This window comes from Halobium salinum (assembly GCF_026586625.1).
In the GTDB taxonomy this organism is placed as follows: Archaea; Halobacteriota; Halobacteria; order Halobacteriales; family Haloferacaceae; genus Halobium; species Halobium salinum.
Window position 1 is genome coordinate 239,411 of record NZ_JAODIW010000006.1, and the last position, 17,665, is coordinate 257,075.

15 protein-coding genes are annotated in these 17,665 nt (G+C 70.6%); 6 read left to right on the forward strand and 9 right to left on the reverse strand.

Annotated features, from left to right (window positions below; all coding sequences use genetic code 11):
- Positions 1–113: 113 nt before the first annotated feature.
- Positions 114–542 carry a Holliday junction resolvase Hjc gene (hjc, locus tag N5095_RS04610; RefSeq protein ID WP_267621558.1) on the reverse strand — a complete coding sequence of 143 codons (429 nt, stop codon included), beginning with the start codon at positions 540–542 and terminating at the stop codon, positions 114–116.
- Between the two features lie 223 nt (positions 543–765).
- On the opposite strand from hjc, the gene N5095_RS04615 reads away from it, so the two are divergent.
- From N5095_RS04615 to N5095_RS04625, 3 genes are all read left to right on the forward strand, one after another.
- The gene (locus tag N5095_RS04615; protein ID WP_267621559.1) at positions 766–2,754 is read left to right on the forward strand and encodes a sensor histidine kinase; all 1,989 of its coding nucleotides are present in this window, start codon (positions 766–768) and stop codon (positions 2,752–2,754) included.
- Positions 2,755–2,843: 89 nt separating this feature from the next.
- Positions 2,844–4,292 (forward strand): FAD-binding oxidoreductase, encoded by a 1,449-nt coding sequence (locus tag N5095_RS04620; RefSeq protein ID WP_267621560.1) that lies wholly within the window; start codon positions 2,844–2,846, stop codon positions 4,290–4,292.
- Between the two features lie 182 nt (positions 4,293–4,474).
- Positions 4,475–4,741 (forward strand): HalOD1 output domain-containing protein, encoded by a 267-nt coding sequence (locus N5095_RS04625; RefSeq protein ID WP_267621561.1) that lies wholly within the window; start codon positions 4,475–4,477, stop codon positions 4,739–4,741.
- 132 nt (positions 4,742–4,873) lie between these two features.
- Here N5095_RS04625 and N5095_RS04630 read toward each other — a convergent pair whose 3' ends face one another.
- The 3 genes from N5095_RS04630 to N5095_RS04640 all read right to left on the reverse strand — a co-directional run bounded on the left by N5095_RS04630 (position 4,874) and on the right by N5095_RS04640 (position 9,147).
- Positions 4,874–6,166 carry an adenosylhomocysteinase gene (locus tag N5095_RS04630; RefSeq protein ID WP_267621562.1) on the reverse strand — a complete coding sequence of 431 codons (1,293 nt, stop codon included), beginning with the start codon at positions 6,164–6,166 and terminating at the stop codon, positions 4,874–4,876.
- A gap of 114 nt (positions 6,167–6,280) precedes the next feature.
- Positions 6,281–7,594: a DNA primase gene (locus N5095_RS04635; RefSeq protein WP_267621563.1), complete on the reverse strand. Its 1,314-nt coding sequence runs from the start codon at positions 7,592–7,594 to the stop codon at positions 6,281–6,283.
- Positions 7,595–7,845: 251 nt separating this feature from the next.
- Positions 7,846–9,147: an amidohydrolase gene (locus tag N5095_RS04640; protein WP_267621564.1), complete on the reverse strand. Its 1,302-nt coding sequence runs from the start codon at positions 9,145–9,147 to the stop codon at positions 7,846–7,848.
- A gap of 293 nt (positions 9,148–9,440) precedes the next feature.
- On the opposite strand from N5095_RS04640, the gene hisG reads away from it, so the two are divergent.
- Positions 9,441–10,295 carry an ATP phosphoribosyltransferase gene (gene hisG, locus N5095_RS04645; protein ID WP_267621565.1) on the forward strand — a complete coding sequence of 285 codons (855 nt, stop codon included), beginning with the start codon at positions 9,441–9,443 and terminating at the stop codon, positions 10,293–10,295.
- 13 nt (positions 10,296–10,308) lie between these two features.
- Here the strand turns inward: hisG and N5095_RS04650 are convergent, their stop codons facing one another.
- From N5095_RS04650 to N5095_RS04665, 4 genes are all read right to left on the reverse strand, one after another.
- Complete coding sequence (locus N5095_RS04650) at positions 10,309–11,388, reverse strand: CPBP family intramembrane glutamic endopeptidase (RefSeq protein WP_267621566.1); 1,080 nt, start codon at positions 11,386–11,388, stop codon at positions 10,309–10,311.
- 76 nt (positions 11,389–11,464) lie between these two features.
- Positions 11,465–11,830 (reverse strand): DUF7473 family protein, encoded by a 366-nt coding sequence (locus tag N5095_RS04655; RefSeq protein ID WP_267621567.1) that lies wholly within the window; start codon positions 11,828–11,830, stop codon positions 11,465–11,467.
- Positions 11,831–11,924: 94 nt separating this feature from the next.
- Positions 11,925–12,485, reverse strand: coding sequence for a TATA-box-binding protein (locus N5095_RS04660; protein WP_267621569.1), 561 nt, complete (start codon positions 12,483–12,485; stop codon positions 11,925–11,927).
- An 82-nt stretch (positions 12,486–12,567) separates the two neighbouring features.
- On the reverse strand, positions 12,568–14,157 hold the full coding sequence (locus N5095_RS04665) for an HTTM domain-containing protein (protein WP_267621570.1): 1,590 nt from the start codon (positions 14,155–14,157) through the stop codon (positions 12,568–12,570).
- Positions 14,158–14,302: 145 nt separating this feature from the next.
- Between N5095_RS04665 and N5095_RS04670 the strand changes: the two genes are divergently transcribed.
- Positions 14,303–15,352 (forward strand): methyltransferase domain-containing protein, encoded by a 1,050-nt coding sequence (locus N5095_RS04670; RefSeq protein ID WP_390202634.1) that lies wholly within the window; start codon positions 14,303–14,305, stop codon positions 15,350–15,352.
- Positions 15,353–15,469: 117 nt separating this feature from the next.
- Positions 15,470–16,945, forward strand: coding sequence for a sodium:solute symporter family protein (locus tag N5095_RS04675; RefSeq protein ID WP_267621571.1), 1,476 nt, complete (start codon positions 15,470–15,472; stop codon positions 16,943–16,945).
- 91 nt (positions 16,946–17,036) lie between these two features.
- Here N5095_RS04675 and N5095_RS04680 read toward each other — a convergent pair whose 3' ends face one another.
- Positions 17,037–17,663, reverse strand: a complete 627-nt coding sequence (locus N5095_RS04680; protein WP_267621572.1) for a protein sorting system archaetidylserine decarboxylase — start codon at positions 17,661–17,663, stop codon at positions 17,037–17,039.
- Positions 17,664–17,665: the final 2 nt, after the last annotated feature.

The following is a 17,665-nucleotide window of genomic DNA, read 5'->3' on the forward strand; positions in this document are numbered from 1 at the left end:
CGGGGAACCGGAGAGGCGAGCGAGGTGGGGTCGCGTCGGTTTGAGTCGGAGTACGTCGGCGTTCGGGTCCAACCGAGCCGAGCCCACGTCGGGCGGGCGGGACCCCCCGAGATTCAGTCGCTCAGTTCGTCGAGCGTGGTCTTCGTCGACCGGCCGGTGAGCTCGTCGAGGTCGACGCCGTCGGCGAGTGCCGTCTCCTTTTTCACGCGGTAGTTGCCGCCGTCGGTCACGTAGAGGTCGCCCGGGTGGAAGAAGTACCAGTCCTCGCGGTCGAAGCGGACGGCGATGCGGGCCTTCGCCCCGAAGTTGCGCGCGAAGTAGATGAGCGCCTCCACCTCCTCGCCGGTGAGGTAGATGGGGTTCCCGCTGCTCGACTTCGCCTCGATGGCGTAGAAGCGGTCCCCGTCGCCGGCCAGCACGTCCGGGAGTTCCCGGTCGGTGGCGCTCCCGCTGGCGGGTGCCCGCATGACGGCGAACCCCGCCTCGTCGAGCAGGTTCACCAGCTCCCGCTCCCTTCTGTCCCCCTTGCGGTTCGCGGACATGCACAACCCTCTCGTCGCTCGCGTCTTAAACCGGCCGGATGCGCGGTGAAAGTAGTCGGGGTCCGGCGGTGGACGGAGACGTGGGCGCACGGTGGGGAACACTCGGCAACCGGCGACTGCCGGGCGCCGAATATCACACTTGACAACTCGAGAGCAAGTACTATAGACGGTCGCTCCGCACCTCGCGCCACCGAACCATGTATCGGGCCGAGAGGACCGGCGGGTGACCGCCCGACTGGCGTTGGCGGCGGCGCTGTTCGCGTCGGTAGTGACGTCGCTGGCCGTGGCGACGATTGCGCTCCGCAACCGGTCCCGTGCGGGAGCGACGCCGCTGGCGGCGGCGCAGGCCGCCGCGGCGTGGTGGGCGCTGGGACGACTCTCGAGTCTGTACGCCCCGGCGGTCGCCGACCAACTGTTCTGGGTGAAGCTCCTGTACGTCGGCACCGTCGCCGCCCCCGTCGCGTGGGTCACGTTCGCCCTCGCGTACACCAATCGGGGGTACCTCGTCGGCCGCCGGAGCGTCGCCCTGCTCTCGGTCGTCCCGGCCGTCTCGCTCGCGCTCCTCTGGACGACGCCCGTCCACGACCTCTTCTACCGGTCGGCCGACGTCGTCCTCGTTCTCGGGTCGGTGCCGACGCTTCGGACCGTCCGCGGTCCCGGCTACTGGGTGATGCTCGGCTACTCCTTTCTCCTCATGGGGGTCGGCACCGCCCTCCTGCTGGAGCGTGCGCTCCGGACGACCTCCATCTACCGTCGGCAGGCGGCCGCGCTCGTGGCCATCGCGTTGGTCCCCTGGGCTTCGAGCCTCCTCTACATCGCGCGGCTCGTCCCGGTCCTCCTGACGCCGATGATGCTCGCCGTCAGCGGCGTCATCGCCCTCTGGGCCATCTCGCGGTACGGACTGCTCGATATCGTCCCCGTCGCCCGGGCAACGGTGCTGGACGTGATGGAGGACGGAGTCGTCGTGCTCGACGGCGCGGACCGCGTCGTCGACTGCAACCCCGCGGCGGCGCCGGCGCTCGCCGGGCCGCGCTCGGCCGTGCTCTCCCGACACGCCGCCGACGCGTTGGCCGACCCCCGACTCGCGGCGGCCGTCGTCGACGGCGGCCCGCAGACGGTGGAGCTCTCGGCCGACGCCGGGGCGGGGACCCGCCAGTTCGAGGCCCGCGTCTCCACCGTCGACGCCCACCGCCGAGCCGACGACGAGGCGCCCGGCCGGCTGGTTCTCCTCCGGGACGTGACCGAGAGCCGGCGCTACCGTCGGGAACTGGAGGCGAAGAACCGCCGGCTCGACCGGTTCGCGAGCGTCGTCTCACACGACCTCCGGAACCCGCTCAACGTCGCTCACGGGTACGCGACCCTGCTCGCCGGGGACGCCGGGCGAGCCACGGGAGCGAGCGACGCCGGCGGAGCCGACCGAAGCGACGCCGGCGGAACCGACGCCACCTCGACCGAGGCCGACCACGCCCGGACGGTGGTCGACGCCCTCGACCGGATGGACGCGATTATCGACGACGTGCTGGAGCTGTCCCGCAGCGACGACTCGCTGGACTCGCGGCCGGGCGTCCCGATCGAGGTGGTCGCGAAGCGAGCCTGGAGCGCCGTCGACACCGGTCGGGCGACCCTCCGCTGTGACCCGGTCGGTGAGGTGACGGCCGACGCCTCACAGCTCCAGCGGGCGTTCGAGAACCTCTTTCGCAACAGTGTGGAACACGGTACCACGAGCGGCCGGACGGCGTCCGGCGATGCCGCCGAACACGGGTCCGCGGACGGAGAGTGCGGAGTCGACGACGCCGCCACCGACACCGGCGACACCACCGACACCGACGCCGGCGACACCGACGCCGCCACCGACACCACCGGCATCGACGCCGTCGCAGGGGCCGACTCCGCCGGCGACGCCGACCCGTCGGTGACGGTTCGCGTCGGCCCGCTCCCGGAGGGGGACGGCTTCGCCGTCGGCGACGACGGGCCCGGCATCCCCGAGGCCGACCGCGGGAGCGTCTTCGAACCCGGTCACACCACCCGCTCGGGGAACACCGGGTTCGGGCTGGCGGTCGTCAAGCGGGTCTTCGACGCGCACGGCTGGCAGGTCGCGGTCACCGACGGTCCGACCGGCGGTGCGCGCTTCGAGGTGGTCGGTGTCGACGTCGCGGACGGAACCCGGTCCGACGCCGGAGCGACGACGCCCCACCCGTCGGCCGGTCCGTGACCGAATCCGGTCGGCTCGTCTGACTCTCCTATGTGTGGGTCTGTACCACGCTTATCCCCGCTCGTGGCCTACTCACTCGGAGAGGTACCATGCCCCCCGAACTCGACGCGCCGGACGCGACTCGACCGACCCGCCGGCTCTCCGACCTCGACCTCGTGGCGCTCCGCGAGCGATTCCGCGGCGACGTGCTCACGCCCGAGGACCCCGACTACCACGACGCCCGGGCGCTCTGGAACGGGCTGATAGACCGCTACCCGACGGCCGTCGTCCGCCCGACCGGCACCGCGGACGTCGTCGCGGCGGTCCGGTTCGCCCGCGAGCGCGACCTCCCCATCGCCGTCCGCGGCGGCGGCCACAACGTCGCCGGCAGCGCCCTCGTCGACGACGGGCTCTGTCTCGACCTCTCGGCGATGAACGCCGTCTCCGTCGACCCGGACGCCCGCCGCGCGCTCGTCGGCGGCGGCGCCACCATCGGCGACGTGGACCACGAGACACAGCTCCACGGCCTCGCCGCACCCCTCGGGGTCGTCTCCGCGACCGGCGTGGCCGGGCTGACCCTCAACGGCGGGCTCGGTCACGTCCGCCGCCGGTACGGCCTCTCGCTCGACAACGTCCGCTCGTTCGAGGTCGTCACCGCCGACGGCGAGGTGCTGACCGCGAGCAACGACGACCACGAGGAGCTGTTCTGGGCGCTCCGCGGCGGCGGCGGCAACTTCGGCGTCGTCACCCGCTTCGAGTACGACCTCCACGCGGTCGGCCCCGAGGTGTTCGGGCTGTTCGTCTGGTACCACGCCGACGACGCGCGGACGGTTCTGCGCGGCGTCGACGACTGGGCCCCCGAGGCGACCCGCGACGCGAGCGTCCTCCCGTTTCTCGCGACCGTCCCGGAACTCGGGGAGTTCCCGGAGTCGACGTGGGGCCAGCCGGCCGTCGCCGTGCTCGGCTGTCACGTCGGCGGGACGGCGGCGGCCGAGGCGGAGTTCGAGCGCCTGCGCGACCTCGCCGAGCCGGTCGTCGACCTCAGCGGGCCGCTCCCCTACGTCGAACTCCAGTCCATGCTGGACGCCGACTACCCGGACGGTCTGCGGTACTACTGGAAGGCGCTGTACGTCGACGAACTCACGGCGGAGGTCGTCGACCTCCTCGTCCGGTACGGCCGGTCGCGCCCCTCCGCGCTCTCGACGGTCGACCTCTGGCACCTCGGCGGCGCAATCGACGACACACCCCCGGACGGGACGGCGTTCCGCCACCGCGGCCACCCCTACCTCGTCACCTTCGAGGCGAACTGGGAGGAGTCGACCGACGACGACGCGAACGTCGCGTGGGCGCGCGAAGGAATCGAGGAGCTCCGGAGCCTGCCGGCCGTCTCCGGTGCGTACGGTAACTTCCCGGGGTTCGGCGAGGACCCGGTGCGGTCGCTGTTCGGCCGGAACTACGACCGCCTCGCTCGGGTGAAAGCCGAGTACGACCCGGAGAACGTCTTCCGGTCGAACCTGAACGTCGAACCGGCCGCGGACGACGCGACCCCCGCTCCCTGACTCGACGACCCGATAGTTCGGCGCCACGGCGACGGTCCGGCCGGGTCTCCTCGGGATAGGGTCGGCTTACCGCACGGCACAGACACCCCGGCCGCCGTGTGCGGTGTCATTAGCTATCCCGCGGCGAGCCACAGACGACCTGTACACGGGGGCCGGGAGTCGCTCCCGTCGAGGTGAGAGAGATGCCGACCGACTCGAGTGCGAGCACGCTCGTGCTCGACGCGCTGGCGAACCACGACGGCTTCAGCTTCGGCGCCGGGCGGGAGACCGTGTACGAGTACGTCGACCTCGAAGCCCTCGACAAGTTGTTCGAGCGCACTCGCTCGCCGACGATGTCCCTCCAGTTCGACGTTCGGGGGGCGACCGTCACCGTGTGGAAGTCGGGCGACGAATTCGCCGTGTACGTCACGGACCGCGTCGGCGACTCGACGACGCCTCACGAGGAGTAGCGGCGCTACCGTCGGCACGACCGCGCGGCGGGCGGCCCGACCCTCTGCGAATCAGCACCTGTGCGACCGTGCGACCGATGGTGCGACCGTGCGACCGATGGCGCGACCGTCCGGAAGGTAGCGACGCTCGACCTACGTCCCGTGCTGCCAGGAGCCCATGTACTCCTCCTGCTCGGCGGTGAGGTCGTCGAACTCGACGCCCTCGGCCTCGAGCTTGATTTCGGCGACCTCCGTATCCAGTTCGTCGGGCACGTCGTGGACGCCGGCGTCGTAGCTCTCCCCGTTCTCGACGAGTTCCCGGACCGCGACGGCCTGCACGCCGAAGGACTGGTCCATCACCTCGACGGGGTGGCCGAGCGCGATGGGCGCCGCGAGGTTGACGAGCCGTCCCTCCGCGATGACGTTGAGGCGGCGGCCGTCGTCCATCTCGTAGGCCTCGACGCCGTCGCGGGCCTCGTAGCGGTCGACCGCGAGGTCCGACAGCGCGTCGAGGTCGACCTCGATGTCGAAGTGTCCCGCATTGGAGAGCAGGACGCCGTCCTGCATCCGCTCGAAGTGCTCCTCGGTGATGACATCGCGGTTGCCCGTCGTGGTGACGAACACGTCGCCGACTTCGGCGGCCTCCGACATGGGCATCACGTCGTACCCCTCCATGTGCGCTTCGAGGGCGCGACGGGGTTCGACCTCCGTGACGACCACGTCGGCGTTCTGGCCGGCGGCCTTCTTCGCGACGCCCTTCCCGCAGTAGCCGTAGCCGGCGACGACGACGGTCTTGCCGGCCCACGAGAGGTTCGTCGTCATCGCGATGGTCGCGAGCGAGGACTCGCCCGTGCCGTGGACGTTGTCGAACAGGCGCTTCATCGGCGTGTCGTTGACGGCGAAGACGGGGTAGTTCAGGGCGCCGTCCTCGTCCATCGCGCGTAGGCGGTGGACGCCGGTCGTCGTCTCCTCACAGCCGCCGACGATGGAGTCGATGAGCTCGGGGTGGTCCTCGTGGATGGCGGCGACCATGTCCATCCCGTCGTCGACCGTGACCGTCGGGTCGTGGTCGATGACGGCTTCGATGGCGGCATAGTAGTCGTCGTCCTCGACGCCGCGCTTCGCGTAGGAGGTGATGTTGTCGTGAGCGTCGAGCGCGGCGGACACGTCGTCGTGGGTCGACAGCGGGTTGCAGCCGGTGATGGCCACCTCGGCGCCCCCGGCGGCGAGTACCTCGACGAGGTTCGCCGTCTTCGCCTCGACGTGCATCGCCATCCCGATTCGCTGGCCCTCGAAGGGCTTCTCCGCCTCGAACTCCTCGCGGAGTGCGGTGAGAATCGGCATGTGCTGGAACGCCCAGTCCATCTTCCGGCGACCCTCCTCTCGAGCGCCCTCGACGTCGTCGAGTTGCGCCGAAATCGGCGGGTAGGTCTCGCTGTCGGTCATGGCCGCCGGTTCGGTGAGCCGGCGGAAAACGGTTCCGAAGCCGGCGGGTAGCCGGGCCGACGGCTCGCCGGGTCGGTCGCCGTCCGTCGCAAAAACGAGGCCGCGTTCCGACGCTCAGGCCGCGACGAGCGACCCGAGGTCGACGGCACCGAAGCCGTGTCTCTGCTTCCCGTTGCCGTTCTTCCTCTCGCCCCCGCTCTTCCCGTTCTTCCCGTCCGTCTCGTCGTCTTCGTCGGCACCGCTGGCACCGTCGGCACCGCCGTTCCCATCCTTCGTCGCGCCCGGTCCCGTCCCGGGGTGGTCGGGACCCTTCTCGGCGCCCTGACCGTTCCCGTTCCCGCTCTTCCCCTGGTTCCCTTCGGCCCCCTTCGCGTGTTCGGGCGGGCCGCCGGCGCCGTTCTTGCTGTGGCCCTTTGCCTTCGCGTTCCCGGGGTTGTTCTCGTGCACCCAGGTGGACACCTGCTGGCCGATGCCGCCGGCCGGGTCGTCGTCGAGCAGTCCGTGGACGAACGAGGACACCTGCATGCCGAAGGACATGCGCTCGTCCGTCGTCGACTCGACCGTCACCGTCGTCGTGGCGGTCTCGTTGTCCGCCGCGGCGACCACGGTCACCGACAGGGTCTCCGCCGGCGTCGGTAGCGAGACGGTTCCGTCCGCCCCCGTCTCGTACGCGCCCGTGCCGCTGTAGTTCCCGGCGGCTTCGACCGTCACGTCGGCACCGCCCACCGCGGTACCGTTCCGTGACACTCGCACCGTCGGCTCCCCCGCCGTGGCACCGTCGACGGCGACGTCGAGGTCACCGTCGTACAGCGTGGCACTCGTCTCCCCCGTCAGGTTGCCCGCGCTCGCGGACAGCGTGACGGCGGTCGTCTCGTTCGGTGCGGGGAGGGTCACGTTCCCGTTCGCGCCGGTCGTGTACTCCCCCGCTCCCGCGTACGTCCCGTCGGCGGCGACCGTCAGGGTCGCGTTCTCGACGGGGGCACCGTCCGCGGTGACGGTCGCCGTAGCGGCGCCGTCTGCGTGTCGGCCCAGCTCGACCACGAGCTCTCCCTCGGCCGGCACCAGGTCGACGGTCTCGGTGACCGTCTCCCCACCGTGGGTGACCGTCACGTCGACGGTCACCGTCTCGTTCGGCGACGGGAGGGCGACCGTTCCGTTCTCGTCGGTCGCGTACGCTCCCGCACCCGAATAGGCACTCTCGTTCCCGCTCCCGTTCCCGGTCGAGTCGACGACGGAGACGGCCACGGTCGCGTTCGCGACCGCCGACCCGTCCGTCGTCACCGTGAGCAGCGTGGCACCTGTCTCACCGTCCTCGACCGCGACACCGAGCGACGTCTCGTCGTCGGCGGCGCCGACCACCGTCGGCCCGCCGGCTACAGTCAGCATCATCGTGACGACCGCCGCCACGACGACGTGTCTCGCGTTCATCGGCGACCCAAGCATTCAGCGTAACTAACATAAAGGGAGTCAGCCGTTCACCCAGTTCGCCGACCGGAGCGAGCGCTTCTCAACGTTCAATAGTGTTTACAATAGATTCTAAACACGCCAATTTCGCTGAAACCTCCACGTTCGAAACGGCCGGAAAACAGTCCGACCGCGGGAGTGTCGCGGCGCGTTCTGCCGTGCGTACACTCCGGTCGGCCGAACGGAGTCGGCGTCACGTCAGACGCCCGTCGGACTCACTCCCCGCCGGCGCGGTCGGCCACGGCGCGGGCGCGGTCGCGAGCGCGGGCGAGTACCTTCGACTCGTCCATCGTCAGCACCTGGCGGTCGCGCATCAGCACTCGCCCGTCACAAACGGTGTGTCGAACGTCGGAGCCAGTAACCGCGTACGCGAGGTGGCTCACCGGGTCGTGGGCGGGCGTGAGGTGGGGCTCGTCGAAGTCGACGACGACGAGGTCGGCGAGGGCGCCCGCCTCGACGCGACCCGCCGGAATCCCGAGCGCGTCGGCGCCGCCCTCGGTCGCCATGCGCACCGCCGCCTCGGCGGGGACCGCGCTCGCGTCGTCGGCCGCGAGTTTCCCGAGCATGGCGGCGTCGCGCAGTTCGTCGAACGCGTCGAGGTCGTTGTTCGAGGCCGCCCCGTCGGTGCCGAGTGCGACCGTGACACCCGCGTCGAGCATCGCTTGCACCGGCGCCATCCCACTCGCGAGTTTCATGTTCGACGCCGGGCAGTGGACGACGGCCGTGTCGCGCTCCGCGAGCAGTTCTATCTCGGCGTCGTCGACGTGGACGCCGTGGGCACAGAAGTCGGTCTCGCCGAGCATCCCCACGTCGTCGGCGTACGCGAGCGGGCGCTCGTCGCGCTCGGAGACGATGGGGTCGACCTCGTCGAGGGTCTCGTTGGCGTGGAAGTGGACGGGGATGCCCTCTTCGCGGGCCGTCTCGACGGCCTCGCGCAGGAGCGCCTCGTCGACGGTCGTCAGCGAGTGGGGCATGAGCGCCGTGGACACCCGGCCGTCGGCGGCACCCTGAAACTCCCGGGCCACGTCGAGGCTCTCCTCGACGTCGGCGCGGGCGCCCTCGTCGTCCTTCCCGACCGTGACCGCGCCGTGGCCGACGCGGGCACGGACGCCCGACTCCCGGACGGCGTCGACGACCTCCGGAACGTGGAAGTACATGTCCGCGAACGCGGTCGTTCCGGTCTTCACCATCTCCAGAATCCCGAGGTCGGCGCCGGCGCGCACGTCCCGCGGGCCGAACTCGGCCTCGGCCGGCCAGATGTCCTCCTGGAGCCACGCGTCGAGGGGTTTGTCGTCGGCGTACCCCCGCAGGAGGGTCATCGCGACGTGCGTGTGGGCGTTCACGAGGCCGGGCATCACGAGGCCGCCGGAGGCGTCGAGGTCGTCGTCGCCGGCGACCTCCCTGCTCTCGTCGACGTCGAGAACCTCTCCCGCGTCGGCGTCGACGAGGACGTCGGCCTCGACGACGCGCAGGTCGGGCAGGAGGACGCGGCCACCGGTGATTGCGAGCGTACTCATGTCCTGAACTGCTCGCGGCTCGGGTGTGAATCCTGCGTTCCGCGTCGGCCGTCGCGAGGGTTTATCACCGATACCGGGACCACGGCCGGCGTGACCTGACCGTCGTCGCGGGGGAGCCGAGGCGGGTGTGTGGCACACTCCTCCGTGACTTCGACGCCGCGTGCCGCCTGTTCGCCACGAACGCTCCCAGTACCACGAACGCTCCGACCGCCGCGACCGCCGCGACCGTGGTGTGTCGCAACCGGCGTCTACCACCCCACTCGCTTTTGCTCCGTCGACCCGTCCCCTCGCCCATGCGAATCGCCGTGCCCAACAAAGGGCGCCTGCACGAGCCGACCATCGACCTGCTCGAACGCGCCGGGCTTCACACCGAGGAGACCGCCGACCGTCAACTGTACGCCGACACCGTGGACCCGGACGTGACGGTGCTGTTCGCCCGCGCGGCCGACATCCCAGAGTACGTCCACGACGGCGCCGCCGACCTGGGCATCACGGGGCTCGACCAGGTCCGCGAGTCGGGTCGCGAGCTGGAGGAGCTTCTCGACCTCGGCTTCGGCAACTGCCGGCTCGTCCTCGCGGCTCCGGAGGACGGCGACATCGACTCCCCGGAGGACGTGGCCGACGGCACGGTCGCCACCGAGTTCCCGACCATCACCGAGAACTACTTCGACGAGCTCGGGCTGGCCCCGAGCATCACTCGCGTCACGGGCGCCACGGAACTCACCCCGCACGTCGACATGGCCGACGCCATCGTCGACATCACGTCGACGGGGACGACACTCGCCGTCAACCGGCTCGCGGTCGTCGACGAGGTGCTCGCCAGCTCCGTCCGGCTGTTCGCTCGGCCGGACGTGGTCGACGACGGGGACGGCGGGAAAGTCGAACAGCTCCGGACCGCGTTCGACTCGGTGCTCGCCGCGGAGGGGAAGCGCTACCTGATGATGAACGCGCCGCGCTCGGCGCTCGAGGACGTCCGCGACGTGATTCCGGGGATGGGCGGCCCGACCGTGATGGACGTGGCCGGCGACGACTCGGTGGCCGTCCACGTCGTCGTCGACGAGTCCGAGGTGTTCGAGACCATCAGCCGCCTGCGCGAGGTGGGTGCGACGGACATCCTCGTCACCGAAATCGAACGCATCGTCGAGTAGCTCGCTTCGCGAATCAGTCGGCCGTCTCTTCGGGTTCGACCCGTCGTGTGTCGTCGCTCGCGTCGCCTGCGTCGCCTGCGTCGTCCGCATCGTTCGCGCTCCCTCCGCCGTCCTCGTCGCCTGCCCCTCGCCACCGGAGGTCGGGCGTCGTCAGGCCCGGATGCACCGAGCGTCGGCCGTATCTCCTGTCGCACCACCAGACGATGGCGGCGCTCCCCAGCGCCATCGCGCCGACGCCGAGCAGGCCCGCCTCGGGGCCGAACGAGCCGCCGGTGAGGAGCGCCGGTCCGCCCTGCTCGACGACGAGCACCTTCGCGAACCCGCCGGTGCCCGACACCGGGAACCCGTAGACGACGCCCTGGAAGAAGTTCCAGGTGATGTGGAGGCCGACGGGGATGGCTATCTCGTCGGTGAGCACGTAGCCGAGCGCGAGCATCACGCCCGCGAGGCCGACGTTGAACGTGCTCAGGAGCGTCGCGTTCGGGTTGCCGAAGTGTGCGAGGCCGAACAGCGCCGAGGAGACGAGGACGGCGACGGCGGTCGCGCCGTTCGTCCCGACGTAGCCGGCCAGCCCCTCCGCGACGTTGGTGAGCAGGTAGCCGCGGGCGACCAACTCCTCGTAGAAGCCGACGAAGAGGAAGACGACGAGAATCCCGACGAAGCCGACGAGGAAGCCGGTGGTGCCGCCGTCGAACGTCCCGGTCACCCGTACCCAGCCCGCCGCGAGTTCGAGGAGGAAGACGACCGTCATCAGGCCGGCACCGAGCGCCAACCCGAAGCCGAGGTCGACCCACCAGTCGCGGTCGAGTCCGAGTCCGAAGTCGGCGACGCGCCGCCGGTCGAGCAGGAGGGCGGCGACGGCGACGGCGACGACCGTGGCGAGCGCGGAGACCGTCGTGTTGAGCAGCAGTCCGACCGAACCTGCGCCGAAGCCCACCCCGACGAGGACGCTCCGGACGACTCCTGCGAGGAAGACGGCGCCGACGAGGAGGGCGGCGAGTACCGTGAGAGCGACGAAGCCGAACAGCCGCCAGAACGCGCGGAGCCGACGCTCGCGCCGGTTCCAGAACAGCCCGAGGACCGTATCCAGCATGTCCCTCCCTGCGGTCGGCGACCCCTTGAGTGCTCTCCCGCCTCCGGTCTCCGGCCCCGGGTCCGTCTCTGTCTCCTCACCCTGGCGCGCTCGCGAACAGCGCTAAGAGTGCGAACAGCATCGCCCCGAGGATGACGGTGACCACGACGTGGATGAACGTCACGTAGGCCGTCAGCCGCGGCGACCGGCCGTACACGTAGCGAATGGCGAGCGCGTCGAGGGCGAGGGCGAGGGCGACGCCCAGTACGGCCGGGAGGGAGAACGTGGCGGTGACGACGGCCACGACGGCCGGGAGGGGTCCGACGAGTAGCGCCTTACGGACGGCCACGTCGCCGAGGACGTTTCGGGCGGCGAGATGCGCGGTGAGCGAGAGGAACAGTGCGAACAGCGCGACCGTACCGACGACCGCGAGCGGTGCGGCGCCCGCCTGCAAGACGACCATGTGCGGGGTTCGGTCCGCCACCCCTTATCGGCCCCGACTCGTCGGCGAGGTGTCGGTTCCGCTTCGTCGGGTCACCCCGACCGGCTCCGCCGCGTCACTCGAGCAGTCCGAGCTCTTCGAGGCGCGTCGTAATCTCCTCGACGGCCTCGCGTGCGTCGTCGGGTTTCTTTCCGCCCGTGATGACGAGCTTCCCCGAGCCGAAGAGGAGTGCGACGACTTTCGGCTCGTCGAGGCGGTAGACGAGTCCGGGGAACTGCTCGGGCTCGTACTCGATGTTCTCCAGACCGAGGCCGATGGCGATGGCGTTGAGGTTGAGGTTCCGCCCCAGGTCGGCGCTGGTGACGATGTTCTGGACGGTTATCTCGGGGTCGTCGTCCACCTGAATCTTCAGCTCGCGGAGCTTGTCGAAGACGATGTTGAGACTCTCGTGGACGTCGTCGGTCGACTTCGCCCCGGTGCAGACGATCTTCCCCGACCGGAAGATGAGAGCCGCGGACTTCGGGTTCTGCGTCCGGTAGACGAGCCCGGGGAACTGCTCGGGGTCGTAGTCGGCACCCTCGAGGTCCATGGCGACGCTCTGCAGGTCCAGCTCCTGTCCGATCCCCGTCGACGCGACCACGTTCTCGATGTTGATTGTGTCCTTCGGGTCGGTCATGCAACGATTTAAGTGTCGTATTTAAGGTTTAAAAAGGTTGGTGCATCTCCTGGCGGCCACGACCGGCCGTGATTGGTCGGTGTCACCGCTCCCGACCCGTCTTCCGGACGGCGGGCCCGACGTCGCAGGACCGTCGCGCCAGTTCGACGCGCCGGGTCGGCTCCTGCCCGGAGAGTCGCGTGGGCTGGTCGACGTGGACGATGCGAACCGACGTGAGCTCGGTCTCGTGGTCGGCGTTCCAGCGCCGACAGACGTACTCCGCGAAGGGGCCGGCGAGCCGGTTCTCGTCCCAGCGGACGGAGCCGAGATACTTCCCCCAGCGGGCGGTCGGGTAGGTGTCGGAGACGTCCGGCGGGCGGTCCCAGCGGACGGACCCACCGTGAAAGGCGTCGACGCGGCCGCCGGACGCCAGCTCGCCGGGGACGACGTACCAGCCGTCGACCCCCAGCGGGTTCGGGGCGAACATGCTCCACTGGTACTCCTCGGGGTCCTCCACGTCGGTGACGGCCGCGGGGAGGGTGACGAGGCCGACGGCGGCGGCGTTCCAGACGAGGACGAGGGCGAGGAGACAGGCGACGGCCGGCGGGCCGACCACCCGGCGCCACCGACCGACCGCCTCGGCGACCGAGCGGGGGACGACTCGGGAAGCCGGTCGGGGGTCGAACCGGAGGAGCGCCCGCCGGAGACGGCCTCCGAGGCGTCCGACCGCGACGCGGCCGAGGAGTGCCCCCGCGACGCGGGTCTCCACGGCGTCCCAGACGACCGCCGGGAAGAACGGAAGCAGTGCGACTATCGAAATCAGCGGGAAGAGTCCGATCATGAGTGTCGCCGTCATCCCGGCGTGCATGACGACGAAGAGGCCGGCCAACAGCGCGCGCCCCCGCCCGGTCAGCAGTACCAGGAGGGGGGAGGCGACGAGCATGGCGAACCAGAGGTGGCCGAGCGGGCCGAACACCCACGGGCTCCCGGCGAACAGGTCGCTGAGGAGGACGGTGAACCGCCGCAGGCTCAGCACGTAGTAGATGGCCTCGCCGTTCGTCCAGAGCGTGCCGCGTGATTTCAGGAGGGCGTTCGAGGCGTAGACCAGGACGACCTGCAGGAGGAGGCCGGCGCTCGCCGGACTCACGACACGGTCGCGTGGGCGCCACTCTCGCCGCGACCCGGCGGCCGACTCGGTCGCCGACCGCACCCCTCGCCGGAGGGCGTCGACCGACACTCGCTCGCCGAGCGGGAGGAAGACGCTCCACAGGAGGAGCCACCGGAGCAGGGCGTCGCCGCTGTTCTGGACGTAGGGATTGCGAAACTGGAGCGAGAGGAGGAGGACGAGGGAGAGTACCGTCGCGAGCCGGGTCCGATAGCCGACGACCAGCGCGACCGCCACGACGCCCGCGACGAGAAAGAGGAGTGCCTGCGCCCACGCCGCCCCCGAGAGGGTGTGAATCGAGAGCGCGTGGTGCATCGGCGCGAGCTCCGCGAGCGCCGAGCGCGGCAGGACGCCCCGGTCGGTGTAGAAGGCGACGAGGCTCCGCGAACGCAACAGGAGGTCGACGAGCAGGAGCAGACCGAGAGCGACCCGGAACGCCACCAGCGCCCGCCAGTCGATTCCGAAGCGCCGGGCGACGGCGCTGGCGAGTCGGGGGCGGACCCGCGCGAGACGCCGTCGTGTGTCCATCGGTGTCGGTTCGGTGCTCGGGCGGGACGGGCAAAAGCGCGCCGGAGCGGGCGGACGAAAGCGCGCCGGAGCGGGCGGACGAAAGCGCGCCGGAGCGGGCCGGGCGTTTCGACACGCTTTCGTCGCCGGCTCCGAACCTCGGGACGTGTACTGTCTGGAACTCGCCGGCGAGGACGACGCCTTCGCGGCCTGTGAGGCCCGGAGCGCCGCGAGCGGGGTCGAGGTCGTCGCCCCCGGCGTCGCCGTCGCGAAGGGGGTCGTCCCCGAACGGGTCCGGACGCTCGCTTACACGCACCGCGCGAGCGAACTCGTCGGACGAACCGACGCCGACGTGGGGAGCGCCCGGGCGCTCCTCGAAGCCGCGCGGTTCGACGCGAGCCGAGAGGGATCGGTGGCGGTCCGCGCCCACGACGTGCGCGGCTCGACGGGCGTGAGCACCGGCACGGCCGAGCGCGAACTCGGCCAGGTGCTCGTCGACCGCGGGTTCAGTGTCGACCTCGACGACCCCGACCACGTCCTCCGGGCCGTGTTCTCTCGGGGGCCGGTCGACGCCGACGACGCCCTCTCGCGACCCGCCGACGGCCCCTCCGACCTCGACGAGGCCGACGTCTGTACCCTGGGCTGGCTCGCGGTCGAGTCCGTCCGGGACTACGGCTCCCGAAAGCCGACCGACCGGCCGTTCTTCCAGCCGGGGAGCATGGCGCCCCTCGACGCTCGGGCGTTCGTCAACGTCGCCGGCGCCCGCCCCGGCGCCACGGTGTTGGACCCCATGTGTGGCACCGGCGGGACGCTCATCGAGGCGAGCCTCGTCGGCGCCGACGTGCTCGGCAGCGACGCCCAGTGGAAGATGACGAACGGCGCCCGCGAGAACCTCCGCGAGTACGCCCCCGAGGGCGCCGCCTTCGAGCTTCTGCGGGGTGACGCCTCCCGACTTCCGCTCCGGGACGACGCGGTCGACGGTGTCGTGTTCGACGCACCTTACGGTCGGCAGTCGAAAATCGAACGCCACTCGCTCGAGGAGCTCGTCTCGGGGGCCCTCTCGGAGGCCCGCCGGGTCGCCCCGCGAGCCGTGGTAATCGCCGACCGCTCCTGGCGCGAGGCGGCGCTGTCGGCCGGCTGGGAGCTCGAGGCGCTGTTCGAACGCCGAGTCCACCGGTCGCTGACGCGGTACGTCCACGTCCTGGACGCTCTCTGACCGACACACAGGTCTAGCCTGTATTTACTGGCATTCCGTACTTCCCCGGGCCGCGCGAGGTTCTGCACGAATTCTCATGATACACCGAGACAGCGAGGGCGGACGGAGCCGAGGCGCGTGGTAGACCTGACAGACCCGCTCCTGCTGGTGATGGTGGCCTACTTCGCCGCCACCGTCGGCATCGCGTTGTGGTCCGGTCGCGGCGCCGGGTCGAACTACGTGGAGTTCGCACTGGCGGGGAAGGACCTGAGCCTCCCCGTCTACATGATGACGTACTTCGCCACCTTCGCGGGCGGCGGGTTGACGATGGGCATCGCCCAGACCGCGTTCGTCGACGGCGTCAGCGCCCAATGGTACGCGATGACACAGGGGCTCGCCTGGATGACTATCACACTCATCGTCGGCTTTCTCTACTCCTTCGAGGTGGTGAGCGTCCCCGAACTGCTCGGGCGGGTGTTCGGCGACCGGACGAAGTACTTCGCCGCCGCGTTCACCGTTCTCGGGCAGGTAGCGCTCACGACCGGTCAGACCATCGGGATGGCCTCCATCATCGCCACCGTCACGGGGATTCCGCTGAACGTCGCCTTCTGGTCGAGCGTCGCGGTGTTCATCGGTATCACCGTCTACGGCGGGATGAACTCCGTCGCGTGGGCCGACACGCTCCACGGCGTGCTCGTCATCGTCGGGATGGTCGTCGCCATCCCGCTCGCCGTCGTGAACGCCGGCGGCGTCGGTGCGGTCACCGCCACGCTCCCGCAGGGACACACCAACTGGTTCGCGGTCGGGTTCATCCAGATCGGCTCCTGGTATCTGATGTACCTCACCGTCGCCGGCGCCCAACAGCAGATGCTCCAGCGGACGTGGTCGGCGCGGAACGCGCGCGTCGCAAAGGTCGGGACGTTCCTCGCGGGCGTGGTCATCACGGGCTACGGCGTCCTCTCGGCCACCGCCGGACTCATCGCACAGGCACAGGGCGCCGAAATCGAGTCCTCGATGGCGTTCGCCTGGACGCTGACGAACACCCTCCCGCCGGTGCTCGCGGGACTCCTCCTCGCCGCCGCCGTCGGCGCGGTGATGAGCGGGGCCGACTCGTTTCTGCTGGCGGGCGCGACGACGTTCGTCAACGACCTCTACGTCCCGCTCCGGGGCGGAAAGGAGGGGCTCTCGGAGCGCCACCTCGTGAGCGTCACCCGGCTCACCATCCTCGTCTTCGGCGTCGCCGCGGCGGTCGTCGCGCTCAGCGGCATCGAGATAATCGCCATCAACACGCTCGGGATGGGTATCATGTCGGTGCTGTTCGCCGGCATCGCGGCGATGCTGTGGGACGGCACGCGACGCGAGGCCGGCCTCCCCGGCTTCGTCGTCGGCGGCGTCGTCTTCGTCGTCTGGGCGTTCGGCCTCGGCGAACCGGCGCTGTTCGGTCAGGGACCGCTCGAATCGGCGGTTCCGGCGACGCTCGCGGCGCTCGTCACCATCCTCGGACTGAGCTATCTCGGCTACGGGGAGAAGATAACCGTCGGCCGCGTCCGGTCGGAAGCCCGCGACGACATGCGTGCGTCGCGGGAACGCGGTGTGGGGAGCAGCGACGACTGAGCGCCACGGCGCCGAGCCGGGTCGTCGGCTCGACGCTCGCGGATTCGGACGACGGAGACCGTCGAGCGCGACCGGCGCAGGCCGCCGTCGACTACTCGTCGGCGATCGCCACGACCGTCTCGCCCGCCCGCACCTTGTCGCCCTCGGCGACGACCACGTCCTCGACGCCGACCTCGGGGGGGAGGAGGACGTCCGCGCGACTGCCGAAGGAGATGTGTCCGACCTTCTCCCCGCGCTCCAGTTCGTCTCCCGCCTCCACGTACGGGTGGATGCGGCGGGCGAACCAGCCCGCGATGAGCGACACCTCGTAGTCGCCGCAGTCGACGTCGACGCGCTCGTTGCGGTCGGAGTCCTTCGAGAACGCCGGCTTGTTGGCGCCCTCCCGGTGGGTGACCGACTCGACCGTCCCCGGCGCCGGCGCGCGGTTCACGTGCACGTCGGTGACGTTCATGAACACGCCGACGCGGACGCGGCCGTCGCGGTCGTCCTCCTCGCGAATCACGGAGACCTTCCCGTCGGCGGGGGCGACGAAACCGGCCGAGGGGGCGTGTCGCGGCGGGTCGCGGAAGAACGCCAGCGCGGCGACGGCGGCGAGCAGGAGGACGACCCCGACCGGCGGCGAGAGCATGGCCAGCGGGACGCCGAACAGGAGCGGGAGCGCGGCGTAGCGCCACCCGTCGTCGACGATGCGGGTGTCGCGGATGTCCGAGAAGCGCATCG

Coding starts and splice junctions, on each gene's coding strand:
- hjc (WP_267621558.1), bottom strand. CDS start 542: ATGTCCGCGAACCGCAAGGGGGACAGAAGGGAGCGGGAGCTGGTGAAC.
- N5095_RS04620 (WP_267621560.1), top strand. CDS start 2,844: ATGCCCCCCGAACTCGACGCGCCGGACGCGACTCGACCGACCCGCCGG.
- N5095_RS04625 (WP_267621561.1), top strand. CDS start 4,475: ATGCCGACCGACTCGAGTGCGAGCACGCTCGTGCTCGACGCGCTGGCG.
- N5095_RS04630 (WP_267621562.1), bottom strand. CDS start 6,166: ATGACCGACAGCGAGACCTACCCGCCGATTTCGGCGCAACTCGACGAC.
- N5095_RS04635 (WP_267621563.1), bottom strand. CDS start 7,594: ATGAACGCGAGACACGTCGTCGTGGCGGCGGTCGTCACGATGATGCTG.
- N5095_RS04640 (WP_267621564.1), bottom strand. CDS start 9,147: ATGAGTACGCTCGCAATCACCGGTGGCCGCGTCCTCCTGCCCGACCTG.
- hisG (WP_267621565.1), top strand. CDS start 9,441: ATGCGAATCGCCGTGCCCAACAAAGGGCGCCTGCACGAGCCGACCATC.
- N5095_RS04650 (WP_267621566.1), bottom strand. CDS start 11,388: ATGCTGGATACGGTCCTCGGGCTGTTCTGGAACCGGCGCGAGCGTCGG.
- N5095_RS04655 (WP_267621567.1), bottom strand. CDS start 11,830: ATGGTCGTCTTGCAGGCGGGCGCCGCACCGCTCGCGGTCGTCGGTACG.
- N5095_RS04660 (WP_267621569.1), bottom strand. CDS start 12,485: ATGACCGACCCGAAGGACACAATCAACATCGAGAACGTGGTCGCGTCG.
- N5095_RS04665 (WP_267621570.1), bottom strand. CDS start 14,157: ATGGACACACGACGGCGTCTCGCGCGGGTCCGCCCCCGACTCGCCAGC.
- N5095_RS04680 (WP_267621572.1), bottom strand. CDS start 17,663: ATGCGCTTCTCGGACATCCGCGACACCCGCATCGTCGACGACGGGTGG.